Genomic DNA, 13,002 nt, shown 5'->3' with positions numbered 1-13,002 from the left:
GGAGCAAGTTCGGCAACGGGTTACTGTTGTTCTGCAGAAGCCAATCATCCTTACGCTATTGCCGTTGCATGGGGATATAAAGGCAGAGCTAAAGGGGTTAAAGGCTCAAGAATAGTTCTTGCCGATTGGGTTGGTAATGATGATAACTATTGGACTGAATCAGAATGGAAACTAAAAACGTCAAAAATGGTAAAAATTGACGGAAAGAAATATAAAGAAAATATATGGTACACAATGAGAGATGGGAAAATAGTTGAGTGGGAGGGATAAATATGGTTTACGAATTAAAAGCAGTCAGTGCAGAAATATTATATAAGGACAGAAAACGAATAAAACCGGGAATTTGCTTAGAATATAATTACAGTCAAAATCCGTTACTTGTTAAAACTTTTGCAAGTCCTGAAGAAGCGATGGAAGAATTAGGCAAAAGGAAAACGACAATTGTATATACGAGAAAATATTTCTTAGTAATAGAGTATTACGTTGAGGAAAGTGAGTATGATGAAGAGGGAGATTGGATCTCAGGTGGAGACATATGGGGTTATAGTGAATTCGATGCAGATGCGATTGCTCTTCTTAATTCGGCAAATATGTGATCGGAGGTGGTAATTATGGCTATATCAAAACTTAAGGCAATGATGGAAACACTTGAAAAAATGGAAGAAATGCAGGAAAAAGTAACGAAAGATGTAAATAAAGACTTAAATAAGAAGCGCAAGGAAGCTTTGGCGAAGATAAGAAATTATCTTGACGAAGTCGCCGATTCATTAAATGGGAAAGAAATTACCGTGGATATTGGATACAAATTGTTTTGTTGTCGTGTACCAGATATACATTTTAATCAGAAATACAAGACGCATAGGGCGAGTATTAGTTTATATGATGATAAATATTCCGAAAATCCAATAAAATGGTGGATAGGTACATACGAATCATCAAAACCATCAGATGATGATTATTATGATTATATAGACGCAACAAATAATATAAGTAGGCGTAATTCTAAATATTGGGAAAATAGTTTTATTGAATTAATTGAAAATTGGGAAGCGATTAAAACAAATATAGAATCAAATTTGGAAAAGGAATTAACAAAGCAGATGGAAAAAATTAGAAAAGATACGGCGAAAAAGATTGAGAGTTATGAAAAAGTAAATGATTTCGAAGCATAAGTGGGGTGGTAATTATGGTAACTGTAATAACAGAGCAAACAAAACAAAAGATACTTAAAGCCGTGTTACTGTTACGGAAATGCGGTAATAAATACGACACAAAAGAACAACAAATACATGACGAGGAACGGTATTATAAATTAGGATGGATAACAGATGATGAAATTGACGAATGGATCAAGTCGCTCAAAGAAGAATTGGCTAAAACACCCGAACAAAAAGAAGCGGAAAGCAAAGAATATATAGAATGGCTAATGGAAAAGGAATTTGTGGAGTTAAAAAGAGAAGAAGATGAGTATTACACACCATCTGCAACCGCCGGAGATTACAGTCCAAGTTGCCCTTGGAATGCGCCGGGTTGTTCAATTAGGGATTTCATATAGTAGAAAGGAGAAATAAATATGGATAATGAAAGAATAAAATATGTGGCAATTGACTTCAATTTCAACGAAAATGTTGATGATGAATATGAAGCACTTGCGGAACTTGAAAATCATTTACGGGCGAATGGGTACGATTATTTTCTGTCATGTGTTCCCGGTTTTGAACAAATTGAAGTTTTGCTTATAAACGAAGAACAGACGGGATATATAGACACAATTTTGGAAGATAGAAATATAATATATGAGTATGAATAAGGAGGAAATCAATATGGAAAGAAATATGGATAGATTAGCAAATATACTGAGTATGGTAAAAGCGAATTTAAAGGATGAAAGAGGTGTGCAGATCATTGACGAGATAATTGATGTTGGATATAACGCCGGTTATTACGATTGGAATGATTGGTGTGATTATTGCGAAAATGATTTACCTGAAGAAGCTGCGGAAATAGCTAGTATAATTGATGATATTTTGAAAGGAGATAATTAATATGACTATAAGAAAGTTAAAAGAGTTAATTGAAAATTTGCCAGATGATATGAGGATTTATGCTGATGATGGAAGCAACGGAATGTTTAGTGATAATAATGAATTTCTCACATTCGTCACTTCAAGAGTTAATGAGAATATGTGTATTTTACAAACAAGAGAAGATTTTGATACGGCTGATGAATTAGAAGCGTGGTGCGAATATGCAAGTGAAAACGATATGGACGAGCAAGAGTTTTGGACAGAATTTTCGGAAAGAGGATATGTACCAGCGGATTTTTCGCCATATGGGATGGTTGATGAAGAGCGTGAGGAATGGGCAGATAAAAACCTGAGAAATTACGGATTAATTTAGAGAAAGGAAGTAAAAAGTATGAAATCAATATGGATGAGAGTCGGTATGTCGGTTGAAGTAACTGACGAGCAGTATGAAAAATTAAAAGAGGAAGCATTAAACGGATCTGACAGATATGATGATTTAGAAGCTCCACAATGGTTAATTGACCGTATTGAGAAATATGGCGAGGTAGATGGGGATAGTTATATCCCAGAAACAATATGGAATTGAGGTGATTAATATGGCAAGTGTACCGAATAACTATGAAATCAATGTTGCAAAAAACGGCACTCATTGGTGTAAAATTCAACTTCCTGACACTTTTGAAGTCGAAGCTGAAAAGAAATTAAAACAGATCAGAGAAATATTTGGGGAAGAATATCATATATCAATGACTTATTGGAATTGTTACGGAAATATAAAAGATGGATGGAAATAAAGGGAGGAACAATATGGGAAAATTAATACCTATTAAATCACGAAAACCAAACTTAACATGTTGGTTCTGCGGAAACAAGAAAGATGTAATTTACACAGGACAGATACCTAACCCATGTCCATATACCGACAACCGTTACTTTGGCATAACATTGTGTAAAAAATGTAACAAGAGACATGGTATATATTTAAAGGAATATTGGGATAATAAAATAAAGAGTTCCGGACTATGAGAATAAAGGGAAAATTTGAAAGGAAGTGGTTTTGTCAATAACCCACGACTAAAAAAGATAAATATATAACATTAAAGGAGAATTTATTATGGTAGAAATAAAAGAAAATAAAATAATTGAGGTAACAGTTGGATATGAAGCATTTGACGGAACAAGATTTACAATTAAAGAGGAATGTGAAAAATATGAAAACACGGCAAATGTAGTCATAAAGAATAGGTTTAAGGAATTAGTTATAAAGGAAATGGAAGGAATAGATCTCAGTAACAGTGGTTCTGAATTTTTTATGGCAGCTATTGATGAAGACTGGTATTATGCGTTAGTTGAAATTAAAAACGAAGACGACTTAAGGATCGCACAGATGTATCAAGAAATCATAGGATTCAATAATAGACATGGATTTAATAATACTATGATAGGTAAAAGAGTTATCGTTGGTATAGGAGATGGATTATATCCAAAACCATTAAAAGGAAGTAGGTGTTCATACAATGACTGTTATGTATACGGAACTATTGAAGATCAGGTAGAAGCGTATAAAAATGCGTTAATGCGTCTTGAAAAAATAGAAGATTAGATAAGGAGGATACTATGGAAGCAAGAGAGAGGTTTATTGAGAAATGCAAATCAATGTGTATGATAGATGATCCGGATGAAATTATTGAACTTGTGAGTCTTTTCCTCGAAGAAGAAGCACGGTTAATAAAAAAGACTGAACCATATGCAGTAAATACAATTCGTGAGTATGAAAATGCAGCACGGGTAGTATATACAATGTTAGATTAGGAGGTAGCGAATATGGAAAATAATTTTAATGATTATGAAAATGAGTTTTTAGAAGATTTGAGAATTGTTGATTCTTACATTCCAGCGGGCTATGAGTTAGAAATTGATCGTTGGTGGAGCTGTGATGATGACCTTGTTTCGGGATGGTATGTAATGAAATATAGCGAAATAGATAAATGTGCTTATCCATTGAATGAATATTATTTTTATACAGAGCCAATTATCACGGAAGCGGAAGCAATCGAAAAAGAAATAGACGTTGAAAAATGTTTGGATTACTACGGATGTTATTATGTGGGATAAACAAGAAATATATTAAAGGAGATGGCGATATGAGTAAACTTTGTGGATTTGTTTGGTGTTATGGAAATAAAGATTTTGAAGTGTGGGAAACAGATGCAATTTCTGCCGAAGATCAGGCAAAGATAGAGGAAATTCTCAGTAAGTATGATACAACCGGAACAAGTGAAAGAACTGCTTGGATTAGAGAAATAAAGGATCTGTTTTGCGAAGAGTATTAAAAGGAGGAAATTCATATGACAGATGAAATAATTAAATTATTGGACGAAAAGGTAAATGAAGTGTATCTGCATTTTCAGGAAAAGTTAGATATACGGGACGGATTTATCTATCCGGAAGATGCTTTTAAACAAGATGAAATAATTAAAAGTTTGGCAAATACAATTGAGAAAGTATTGAAGTATGAAAAGGAAGAAGATGATGGATATACGCACAAAATTATTAATAGAGTGTTGGATGCGTATCAAAAGGAAGGAGATGAATAATATGAAATTGTACTGTGTAGTTTATTTGTCGCCGGGCGGAATGCATTACCGATACAGATGTAGCGCTCGAAACAAGACTCAGGCAAAAGCGATGTGTCGCAGATCAATGGGTGTTAGTAATGAAGATATAGTTGATGTATATCGTGAAGAAATGTAGGAGGAAATTAACATGAGATACCCTAAGTATATTTATAAAAATGTAAGACAGAATATTGGGCTTGAATGGGATGATAATTCAATGGATGATGAAATAGACGGAATGACTCCCGGCGAAGTCTTGGATAGGTTTTGGGAATGGGAAGGAATTATTGGATATACTCATAAAATTATCGACAGTGTCTTGGATGTATATGGAATCGAAAAGGAGGAATTAATATGATAAGTTCTGATATTGTGACATTAATAACATACAATAAAAATGATGAAGAGAGAATTATAGAAACTAGTAATGTATTACATGAAATACTTTCAGGTTTTAGTAAGGCGGGAGGAGCTACAGAATCAGAACAGGATGAAATTAAATCTGTAATAGGTATTATCGATAAGATTCTTTCCGGAGAGTCGTTTTAGTGAAAGGAGATGATTGTATGAATTATTTCATAGGTCAAGGAACTAGCGTCACAAAGGAATTCGAAACATTAAATGAAATGTTCGAATTTCACAAGAAAATGTCCGACGAGGATCGACATTTCTGCAAACTATATGATAAAGAAAAACATCGTATAGCAGATGGTTGGAATATCCAATACGACTATACTGATGAAACTAAATGGAGAGTATGGTAGATAGGTGCAATTTCGCACCTATCTTTTTTAATTAAGGAGGAATCTATATATGGATAAGACAACAATAAAGACAAATCAGAAGTTTAAAGAGTTAAAGAAACTTGTGCTGAAAAAAGCCCGAATTAAAAAAGGAACAGCCGCTGACAATATTAAACTTGGCAAAATGGGAAGTTGGGCAATGCTTTTTGGTAATTGCAATTGGTATATCCCGGAACTTGACGTAACTGTCCGGGGAACTTGCGGGGAATTTTGCAAAGGATGTTTTAATCCTGAAAATCCCAAATGCTCTGCCTGTTATGTGGCAAAATCATATGTAAAATATACTAAGCGAAATGAAGATGGTACGGTTGGCGACATCTTAAATAATAAATGTTCTGTAAAACTTGGACACGCATACAGAACCATTGCCATGACAATGTTTCGTAAAGATTTACTACTTTCGCTTGATTCGCAGCTAACAAATATGAAAAACAAACTTGGCGTTATTCGTATTAATGAGTCGGGCGAATTCACTTGCTATGAGGATCTCGCCATGTGGTGTGAATTAGCCAAAAGACATTCTGAAACAATATTTTATGTTTATACAAAGAATTATAAAGCAGTAAGAAAGGCTCTTATAAATGCCATAGTTCCAGCAAACTTATATATAAACATCAGCATCTGGCACGAATACGGAATTGAAGAATATTTGGAAATGAAAGATCATCCTCAAATTCGCGCATTCTGCCTCGTTGACAAAGATTGGACAACAGAAAAGTATTACTCAAAGGGAATTGAAATAACAAGCATGTGTGGAGCGTATGATTCTGCCGGTAAAATGAATCATGCCGTCACTTGCGACAAGTGTAAAAAGTGTTTCAGTAGTTGTAATAAGTGTGTCGGATGTTTCGAACACTAAGAAAGGAAAAATTAATAATAAACTAAACGGAAATGCGTGTGGAATTGCAGAAAAGAAAAACGCCAATTCAACATTTTACAGATATTGCCGGAAAGCAAAGGACTAACTGTTAAGTAACTAAAAACATAGTCATATATGTTCAAACATACTAAAAAGTGTAAGCTACTTTGGAAGTATTCAAAGATATATTGGTTAGACAATGTAACATAAACACATTTAAGTATATTTACACACAAATGATAACAATTTATAAAGGAGGAATTGTTATGGAATACAGAAATATGATTAGGGAAATCGCAGAAGTGAAAAATGAAACGGAAGAATTTGACGTGTTGATTAAGTGTATGTGTAATTTGACAACAAAAATGCTCGACTATAAATATACGTTGGATCATTATAATGGAAAAGAATCTAGCACGGTTCTTCGCGATCATGTTGACAGAATTGGTAAGAGTTTGGGAAATCTAAATGCCGAAATGGACATTTTCGCAGACATGATAGGAGGTTATGATAAGGTTGAAAAGGAACGAATTAAAAAAGCAGAAAAAATGTATAAAAAAGTTATTGATAATAATTTAAACGTATAATATAATTATAAAAGGAGACGAGAATATGAATAAAGCAAGAAGATATAAAATATATGAAGGTAAAGCATTATTAAAATCTGTAGAAAAGATTTTTATGGATGTAATGAATGAGGAAGAACATTGTTTCGATAACTTAACAGAAGGATTGCAACAAACTCAACGAGGTATGCAAATGGAAGAAAATGTAGATACTTTATCTGAAATAATAGATAAAATTGATGAAATTATAGATCTTATTTATGATATAGAATAAAAAGGAGGGATGATAATGTTTGGTCTTTTTTATACTATAGCTAACTTAATAGGTATTTCAATAAGTGGAACTAAGAGGGCGATTGATAATGAGTATTATAGACAAAAAGGATGGAAAGAGTATAATGAAGGAAGAGATCACGGAACACATACATATCAAGATGCCCAAGGTAGAACAAGAGATTTAACCACTAATCATATAATGTCTATATACAGAAAAAATGACGATTTATATGTTAAAGACTTAGAAACACAGCAGGTTAGAAATTTATCTGAAGAAAAAAGAATAAAAAAATCTGAAGAAATAAAAAGAAAAAATCCACATATTAAAGCAGTATTTTATAAATATTGGACTTATTCAAACTCAGAACTAAGATATAAGAGTTGGGGGATCCCCGGTACAGTATTTAGAGATGTACACACAGGAGAGTTATATTTTGAAAGATACATCACAATGCGAAAAAGTGATTTTTCAAAAAAAGGAATTATTGGAGATTTTGATAGTGCATACTTTTATTTAAAAATATCTGATGGTAAAATTGCTTCGGTGTCAGATCGCCAAATAGAAAAAGATCCAAATAGTAAAGATAAATATAAAGATTTTATAGACTTCTTTAATAATGAGCAAGATAAGGGTGGATTTGTTGCTAGAAATAGAAATGAATATGCTAAAGACAAAGAAGCGTTCTATCTGGCAAATGAAAAAATATATAATTAAGAAAGGATGTGAAAAAATGGATGGACTATATTCTGTGACATTGATGGAGTTAGAAGATTATAGTATGTGCAAGACATGGGTGTTTGACAATAAAAAATCGAGCTATATTTTTCTATGTAATTTATATGAAAAGATATGGAAAAAACATTATATTCCGAATGAAGATGGAACATATAATGTAATAGAAAAGAAAAGTGCACATCCCAATATAGAAGATTATAAAAGTATAAATTTTTCTGAAGGAGAATATTACAATATATATTTCAAAGATGGAACAGAAATTATGTTTGGTATTTGTAAAGTAAATTCAGAACGTATACAAACAGAAAAACCAAATACTCCAAAGGAATATATGTCTTATGTAGGAGAAGATATGGCTGAAGCTTTTGAAATAGCCGAGCAAATGATAAAGAATCCCGATGAAATAACATTTGGTGACATGATTTGGCTGTGTAAATGTGTGGGGATGGGAAAGGATATTATGAATGCAAAAGAAGGCAAATGGTTGGATGTTGTAGAAGATGCTTTAAGAAAATTAGGATATAGAATTTGAAGGAGGGGTTATTATGAACGGAAGAAAAGAGAGTGAAATAAGAAAAGAAAATGTAATAAACCGGATGTTGATTGGAAAGCCTGATATTTTACATGATTATTCTCATTCATTTATATCTAAAGAAATAACAACAAAAAAAGCATATTTAGGATATGTAATTACATTTTTAAATTTTTTAAAGGATGAAATTAAATTGGATGTCACAAATAAGAATATTTTTAAAGACGTACATCCTAGTCATATAAATCAATTTATGGAATATATAAGATATACAAATGGAAAGGAAAATAGTGCAAGTATTAGAGCAACAAAACTGTATGCTGTTTCAAATTTTTTCGAATTCCTTATAGATGATGGATATATTGACAATAATCCGTGCAAAAGAGTTAAACCACCTAAAGATGTGTTTGAAAAAGAAATAGTTGCAATGAATGTAAAAGAGATCAGGACATTGGAGAATAATATAAAAAATGGTGTTGGTACTCATAGATCTATTGAAAGAAATAAAAAATGGATTAATAGAGATTTGTCTATAGTTATGTTGGGATGTTCTACAGGATTAAGAGTAGGCGCTATTGTACAAATAAATTTAAAAGATTTAGATTTATCTCAACATAAAATAAGGGTAATTGAAAAAGGCGGTGTCGGAAAATATGTTTATATAGGAAACAAAGTCGAAGAACAGTTGTTAAATTGGATCAAAGACAGAAAAAATATAATCGACGAAGATAATTGTTCGGCATTGTTTATTTCAAATCAAAAGAAAAGAATAACTACAGAATGTGTAAGGCAAATAATAAAAAGAAATACGTATAATATCAATAAAAATATTACACCACATAAAATGAGAGCAACATGTGCAACTAGACTTTATGATAAGACTGGAGATATTTATCTCGTTCAGCAACAGTTAGGTCATAAAAATATTAGAAATACTCAGAAGTATGCAAAAGTCAGCGACGAAAAACGTATAGAAGCTGCGAACATCTTAGATTCACTTGTATAACAAGGAGGAAATTAATGTCACACGGAAAAGGAAGTATACCGATGCGAAAAATTGATCACATCTTAAAAGAAAACAATTATACATTTGTTCGTTACAACGGACATTATATTTGGAAAGGTAAAGAGGGGAATACGGTGGCAATCCCCAAGACATGCTGCACACCGTTAATTCGCCGGATATTCAAAGAAAACAACATAAAAATGTGAAAGGGGCAAAAATGGAAGAAATTAAAAGAGATTGCGAGAATTGCAAACATTATGTTTGCGGAGATAAATATCTTAAAAGATTAGAAAGTAGAAGAAACATGTTAACAGAAAGGAGAAGCCGTTCTCCTCTCATGACTGAAGTCACGAGTCTCCGAACGGTATAATTATAATGAAATTGCTAAGTTAGAAAAAGAGTTAGAAAATTTGCAAGGCGAAAGTGAGGGAAAGAAATGAAAATTGAAAGTAACGAAACCTTTGAATGTTATGAAACTGCTTATGAAAGTTGGCATGGCGGTAAAGATATAACATTAGATGGCATTAAACTAATACCTATAACTATTCTTGACAAGATAAAAGCAGAGGTAGAACAGATTGAACTACTTGCGGTCTATACAAGGGGAGATATTAAGAGTATGGCGCTCGAAATAATTGATAAGTACAGAGCAGAAAGTGAGGTAGGAAATGAAGCGAAAATATAACTGGCACTGCTATCAGTGCGGTAACAAGAAAAATCGAAAGCAATTTAACAATCAGGATAACTTCATTTGCTCAAAATGTAGATATGCAAACAAGGCAGAAAGTGAGGGAAAAAATGACAGAAGTGATCGAGGTTAAGGTCTGTGTTCCTAAAGATGCAACAAACGGAGATATGATAAAGGCTATGTTTCCAAATGCGTGGAAAAGTAATTATATAGATAGTGATAACAAATGCACATTATATATTGGTGATGATGAATTGGAAGTAGACATTGATTGGTGGAACGCACCATTCAAAACAGGAAGCGAGGAGAAGGAATGAACGAACCATATTTTGGAGTTAACGATGATGCTGTTATCAAAGTTACACCTATACCTGAAGTGGGAGAAAACATCTATAAAACTGAGGTTGTAATAACTAAAGATATTTTTAAAGAATGTTACAAAAAGTGGATTGAATCAGATGAAAGCGAGGAATGAATATGGCAGATATAGAGTTAGTAATTAAACTCGATAAAGATATTGCACAAGGCATTATTGATGGGAAGAATGACACACCAAGAACTATTGTACGAGGCTTTCAAGCCACTATTGCAGACGCAATCAAAAAAGGCACACTGCTTCCTAAAGGACACGGAGATTTGATTGACCGCAGAGAGTTAAAGAAAGAAGTATATACAACTACGGAATGGAATGGAGATATTCATAGAATAATCTATGAGGCAAGTATTGATGATGCAAAGCCAATCATAGAAGCAGATAAGCTTTCTAATAATGAATTAGAGAATCCGTTTAATGATAGTAGATTTGGAGGATGAATATGGCGAATATAGAGTTAGTGATTAAGATACCAGAAGATGAATACAGATGGATAGTAAAATCCGATGAGACAGTTTTTGCAAACATATCAAGCAAAGAATGTATGTTACACGCGATTAAGAATGGCACACCACTTCCAAAAGGACATGGAAATTTGATTGATGCCAATGAGTTACTTAAAGAGAAAATACGTTTTGAAGATTTTGATGGTGATACATTTAACATCATACACGAAGAAACGGTCATTAATGCAAAAACAATCATAAAAGCAGATACGGAAAGTGAGGAAGTATGACGATAGAAGAAGCAATAGCATTTTTTAAGGATATGAATGAGTGTACTTATGGAAATCTTGAAGCGGTGGAAATGGCAATCAAGGCATTAAAGCAACAGCCTTGCGAGGATTGTATCAGCAGGGCAGATGTCCTTGGTCTTGCAAAAAAAGGAGTGCTTATATCAAATAGTAATTATCAATCTGTGTGCAAGGCGATAAATGAGTTGCCATCTGTAACACCTATACGCAAGAATTCGATAAGCAGACAAGCGGTGTATGAGCAGATCAACTGTTGGATTGGCAGCGGAGAGTATAGATATACAAACGCAACTGACTATTTAATAAAGAGGATTACAGACATAGAATCATTAGAGCAACAGCTTTGTGAAGACTGTATCAGCAGAGAGAAGGCAAAGCAATTCCTATATGAAAGGCTCGACAGACTCAATGATGATGAACTTTATGATATATTTTCGAGGATTATAGATGATATGTATAATGAGTTGCCACCAGTAACACTAAAGGCAGAAAGTGAGGCGGCGAAATGACGAATAAAGAAGCAAAAATGATAATAGAAAGAATGCTTCCAAAACCATCAAGAGGAAATGGAAAAATAATTACTAATTTAATAATTACTGAAGCACTTAATCTTGCTATTAAGGCACTTGATGAGGAATGTACAACCACACCACACTTGGATATTGACGAAATAATACCGTCATATATATATATGCAAAACCAAAGGATAGCCTTGAGTCAATCAAAGAATATCTAAAAGGAATAGGATGCGAAGATTCTTTCATTGATGAAATTGACGATAGATTCTGCGTAGGATTTGGAACAGCAAAGCAGTGTGTCATAGAATTCCTGAAGAAAAAATATTGGACAAAGACAGAAAGTGAGGATCAGGAATGAATAAATACTATTTTGACAATTTATTTGGGTTTGCAGACATTGTAAAAGCTACAGAAACGTACAAAATGGCTTGTGAATATATGGCAAAAACAGAGGTATATGACAGAACCCTGACAGATGCTAGAAGTCCGTGGGACAAAACAGAAGCATTTATAGATATATCTCCTCGTATACGACATTTTTCAAGAGTATATGCCGACAACCTCCGAAAATACTATAAAGAACTATGTGGTGGTTCGTGGCAACCAATTCAAGAGGAAATTATAAAACATAGCAAATACAGTGCCCAACAATGGATAGATGAGTATAATAGATTGATTGGGAAAAGTGAGGAAGAAGAAGGAATTGTTAGAATGGGTAAGAAAAACAGTATATGACTCTACATATGATTTTGAAGAATACTGGTGTTGGACAACAGATAGATTGGAAAAAGAAATTAAAAAGGAACCATTAAAATATATCAAGATTTTAAGAAATATAATTGAGGAGGAAAAACATTATGAAGACATTTAAAGGATTTAAAAAAGATATGACATGTCGAGATTTTCAGTATGAAGTTGGAAAGGAATATGAAACAGAAAAAGCGGTGGCTTGTGAAACCGGATTTCATGCTTGTGAATATCCGTTGGATTGTTTCGGCTATTATAGTCCAAACGATAGTGTTTATTGTGAAGTGGAACAGGATGGGGAAATTTCAAGACATTCTGATGATTCAAAAATAGCAAGTACGAAAATAAAGATTGGTGCAAAACTTTCGATAGCTGAAATTGTAAAGGCAGCAATAAACTTTACGGTTTCTAGAACTAAATCGGAATCTAAATCAAATAAGGACTACGGAGCAAGTTCGGCAACGGGTTACAAAGGAGCAAGTTCGGCAACGGGTTACAA

Annotated in this window: 34 protein-coding genes and 1 pseudogene; all 35 read left to right on the top strand. The window is 33.2% G+C overall.

Annotated features, from left to right (window positions below; all coding sequences use genetic code 11):
• A pseudogene (locus B5D25_RS12950) lies at window positions 1–270 on the top strand (hypothetical protein); the annotation flags it as partial.
• Between the two features lie 2 nt (window positions 271–272).
• Complete coding sequence (locus tag B5D25_RS12380; protein ID WP_078788276.1) at window positions 273–596, top strand: hypothetical protein; 324 nt, start codon at window positions 273–275, stop codon at window positions 594–596.
• A 15-nt stretch (window positions 597–611) separates the two neighbouring features.
• Complete coding sequence (locus B5D25_RS12375; protein WP_078788275.1) at window positions 612–1,172, top strand: hypothetical protein; 561 nt, start codon at window positions 612–614, stop codon at window positions 1,170–1,172.
• 14 nt (window positions 1,173–1,186) lie between these two features.
• Window positions 1,187–1,555, top strand: a complete 369-nt coding sequence (locus tag B5D25_RS12370; RefSeq protein WP_078788274.1) for a hypothetical protein — start codon at window positions 1,187–1,189, stop codon at window positions 1,553–1,555.
• An 18-nt stretch (window positions 1,556–1,573) separates the two neighbouring features.
• Window positions 1,574–1,810, top strand: coding sequence for a hypothetical protein (locus B5D25_RS12365; RefSeq protein WP_078788273.1), 237 nt, complete (start codon window positions 1,574–1,576; stop codon window positions 1,808–1,810).
• Window positions 1,811–1,823: 13 nt separating this feature from the next.
• The gene (locus B5D25_RS12360) at window positions 1,824–2,045 is read left to right on the top strand and encodes a hypothetical protein (protein WP_078788272.1); all 222 of its coding nucleotides are present in this window, start codon (window positions 1,824–1,826) and stop codon (window positions 2,043–2,045) included.
• A 1-nt stretch (window position 2,046) separates the two neighbouring features.
• Window positions 2,047–2,400 carry a hypothetical protein gene (locus B5D25_RS12355; protein ID WP_078788271.1) on the top strand — a complete coding sequence of 118 codons (354 nt, stop codon included), beginning with the start codon at window positions 2,047–2,049 and terminating at the stop codon, window positions 2,398–2,400.
• A gap of 18 nt (window positions 2,401–2,418) precedes the next feature.
• A complete protein-coding gene (locus B5D25_RS12350; RefSeq protein WP_078788270.1) occupies window positions 2,419–2,613 on the top strand; it encodes a hypothetical protein in 195 nt (64 codons plus the stop codon).
• Window positions 2,614–2,623: 10 nt separating this feature from the next.
• Window positions 2,624–2,821: a hypothetical protein gene (locus tag B5D25_RS12345; RefSeq protein ID WP_078788269.1), complete on the top strand. Its 198-nt coding sequence runs from the start codon at window positions 2,624–2,626 to the stop codon at window positions 2,819–2,821.
• A gap of 13 nt (window positions 2,822–2,834) precedes the next feature.
• A complete protein-coding gene (locus B5D25_RS12340; protein WP_078788268.1) occupies window positions 2,835–3,053 on the top strand; it encodes a hypothetical protein in 219 nt (72 codons plus the stop codon).
• Between the two features lie 88 nt (window positions 3,054–3,141).
• Entirely contained in the window at window positions 3,142–3,630 is a 489-nt protein-coding gene (locus B5D25_RS12335; RefSeq protein ID WP_078788267.1) for a hypothetical protein, read from the top strand.
• Window positions 3,631–3,644: 14 nt separating this feature from the next.
• The gene (locus B5D25_RS12330; protein WP_078788266.1) at window positions 3,645–3,839 is read left to right on the top strand and encodes a hypothetical protein; all 195 of its coding nucleotides are present in this window, start codon (window positions 3,645–3,647) and stop codon (window positions 3,837–3,839) included.
• Between the two features lie 12 nt (window positions 3,840–3,851).
• The gene (locus B5D25_RS12325) at window positions 3,852–4,142 is read left to right on the top strand and encodes a hypothetical protein (protein WP_078788265.1); all 291 of its coding nucleotides are present in this window, start codon (window positions 3,852–3,854) and stop codon (window positions 4,140–4,142) included.
• 29 nt (window positions 4,143–4,171) lie between these two features.
• Window positions 4,172–4,360 carry a hypothetical protein gene (locus tag B5D25_RS12320; protein WP_078788264.1) on the top strand — a complete coding sequence of 63 codons (189 nt, stop codon included), beginning with the start codon at window positions 4,172–4,174 and terminating at the stop codon, window positions 4,358–4,360.
• A 15-nt stretch (window positions 4,361–4,375) separates the two neighbouring features.
• On the top strand, window positions 4,376–4,624 hold the full coding sequence (locus tag B5D25_RS12315) for a hypothetical protein (RefSeq protein ID WP_078788263.1): 249 nt from the start codon (window positions 4,376–4,378) through the stop codon (window positions 4,622–4,624).
• Window position 4,625: 1 nt separating this feature from the next.
• Window positions 4,626–4,781, top strand: a complete 156-nt coding sequence (locus B5D25_RS12945; protein ID WP_159444182.1) for a hypothetical protein — start codon at window positions 4,626–4,628, stop codon at window positions 4,779–4,781.
• Window positions 4,782–4,793: 12 nt separating this feature from the next.
• On the top strand, window positions 4,794–5,003 hold the full coding sequence (locus B5D25_RS12310; protein ID WP_078788262.1) for a hypothetical protein: 210 nt from the start codon (window positions 4,794–4,796) through the stop codon (window positions 5,001–5,003).
• A complete protein-coding gene (locus B5D25_RS12305) occupies window positions 5,000–5,194 on the top strand; it encodes a hypothetical protein (RefSeq protein WP_078788261.1) in 195 nt (64 codons plus the stop codon). The genes B5D25_RS12310 and B5D25_RS12305 overlap by 4 nt, the downstream gene beginning before the upstream one ends.
• Before the next feature lie 17 nt (window positions 5,195–5,211).
• Window positions 5,212–5,409, top strand: a complete 198-nt coding sequence (locus B5D25_RS12300; RefSeq protein WP_078788260.1) for a hypothetical protein — start codon at window positions 5,212–5,214, stop codon at window positions 5,407–5,409.
• A 49-nt stretch (window positions 5,410–5,458) separates the two neighbouring features.
• Window positions 5,459–6,307, top strand: coding sequence for a GP88 family protein (locus tag B5D25_RS12295; protein WP_078788259.1), 849 nt, complete (start codon window positions 5,459–5,461; stop codon window positions 6,305–6,307).
• A gap of 266 nt (window positions 6,308–6,573) precedes the next feature.
• Window positions 6,574–6,894, top strand: coding sequence for a hypothetical protein (locus tag B5D25_RS12290; protein WP_078788258.1), 321 nt, complete (start codon window positions 6,574–6,576; stop codon window positions 6,892–6,894).
• Between the two features lie 25 nt (window positions 6,895–6,919).
• Window positions 6,920–7,147 (top strand): hypothetical protein, encoded by a 228-nt coding sequence (locus tag B5D25_RS12285; protein WP_078788257.1) that lies wholly within the window; start codon window positions 6,920–6,922, stop codon window positions 7,145–7,147.
• Between the two features lie 15 nt (window positions 7,148–7,162).
• Window positions 7,163–7,864 (top strand): hypothetical protein, encoded by a 702-nt coding sequence (locus B5D25_RS12280; RefSeq protein WP_078788256.1) that lies wholly within the window; start codon window positions 7,163–7,165, stop codon window positions 7,862–7,864.
• Between the two features lie 16 nt (window positions 7,865–7,880).
• Window positions 7,881–8,417: a hypothetical protein gene (locus tag B5D25_RS12275; protein ID WP_143000673.1), complete on the top strand. Its 537-nt coding sequence runs from the start codon at window positions 7,881–7,883 to the stop codon at window positions 8,415–8,417.
• A 13-nt stretch (window positions 8,418–8,430) separates the two neighbouring features.
• Window positions 8,431–9,423: a tyrosine-type recombinase/integrase gene (locus B5D25_RS12270; RefSeq protein WP_078788254.1), complete on the top strand. Its 993-nt coding sequence runs from the start codon at window positions 8,431–8,433 to the stop codon at window positions 9,421–9,423.
• A gap of 436 nt (window positions 9,424–9,859) precedes the next feature.
• Window positions 9,860–10,108, top strand: coding sequence for a hypothetical protein (locus tag B5D25_RS12260; protein WP_078788252.1), 249 nt, complete (start codon window positions 9,860–9,862; stop codon window positions 10,106–10,108).
• A 113-nt stretch (window positions 10,109–10,221) separates the two neighbouring features.
• The gene (locus B5D25_RS12255) at window positions 10,222–10,428 is read left to right on the top strand and encodes a hypothetical protein (RefSeq protein WP_078788251.1); all 207 of its coding nucleotides are present in this window, start codon (window positions 10,222–10,224) and stop codon (window positions 10,426–10,428) included.
• The gene (locus B5D25_RS12940; protein ID WP_159444181.1) at window positions 10,425–10,586 is read left to right on the top strand and encodes a hypothetical protein; all 162 of its coding nucleotides are present in this window, start codon (window positions 10,425–10,427) and stop codon (window positions 10,584–10,586) included. The genes B5D25_RS12255 and B5D25_RS12940 overlap by 4 nt, the downstream gene beginning before the upstream one ends.
• A 2-nt stretch (window positions 10,587–10,588) precedes the next feature.
• On the top strand, window positions 10,589–10,924 hold the full coding sequence (locus tag B5D25_RS12250; RefSeq protein WP_078788250.1) for a hypothetical protein: 336 nt from the start codon (window positions 10,589–10,591) through the stop codon (window positions 10,922–10,924).
• 2 nt (window positions 10,925–10,926) lie between these two features.
• Window positions 10,927–11,220 carry a hypothetical protein gene (locus B5D25_RS12245; protein WP_078788249.1) on the top strand — a complete coding sequence of 98 codons (294 nt, stop codon included), beginning with the start codon at window positions 10,927–10,929 and terminating at the stop codon, window positions 11,218–11,220.
• On the top strand, window positions 11,217–11,747 hold the full coding sequence (locus B5D25_RS12240) for a hypothetical protein (protein ID WP_078788248.1): 531 nt from the start codon (window positions 11,217–11,219) through the stop codon (window positions 11,745–11,747). Before B5D25_RS12245 ends, B5D25_RS12240 begins: the two co-directional genes overlap by 4 nt.
• On the top strand, window positions 11,744–11,974 hold the full coding sequence (locus B5D25_RS12235) for a hypothetical protein (protein ID WP_078788247.1): 231 nt from the start codon (window positions 11,744–11,746) through the stop codon (window positions 11,972–11,974). Before B5D25_RS12240 ends, B5D25_RS12235 begins: the two co-directional genes overlap by 4 nt.
• Before the next feature lie 136 nt (window positions 11,975–12,110).
• The gene (locus tag B5D25_RS12230; protein WP_078788246.1) at window positions 12,111–12,491 is read left to right on the top strand and encodes a hypothetical protein; all 381 of its coding nucleotides are present in this window, start codon (window positions 12,111–12,113) and stop codon (window positions 12,489–12,491) included.
• Window positions 12,460–12,627 carry a hypothetical protein gene (locus B5D25_RS12935; RefSeq protein WP_159444180.1) on the top strand — a complete coding sequence of 56 codons (168 nt, stop codon included), beginning with the start codon at window positions 12,460–12,462 and terminating at the stop codon, window positions 12,625–12,627. Before B5D25_RS12230 ends, B5D25_RS12935 begins: the two co-directional genes overlap by 32 nt.
• A partial coding sequence (locus tag B5D25_RS12225) for a DUF7666 domain-containing protein (protein ID WP_423230471.1) occupies window positions 12,614–13,002 on the top strand: 389 nt, incomplete at its 3' end. The genes B5D25_RS12935 and B5D25_RS12225, both read left to right, overlap by 14 nt.

This window comes from Eubacterium ruminantium (genome assembly GCF_900167085.1).
Taxonomy (GTDB): domain Bacteria; phylum Bacillota; class Clostridia; order Lachnospirales; family Lachnospiraceae; genus Eubacterium_Q; species Eubacterium_Q ruminantium.
The sequence above is the reverse complement of the archived record's forward strand: the minus strand, read 5'-3'. Positions and strand labels throughout refer to the sequence as shown.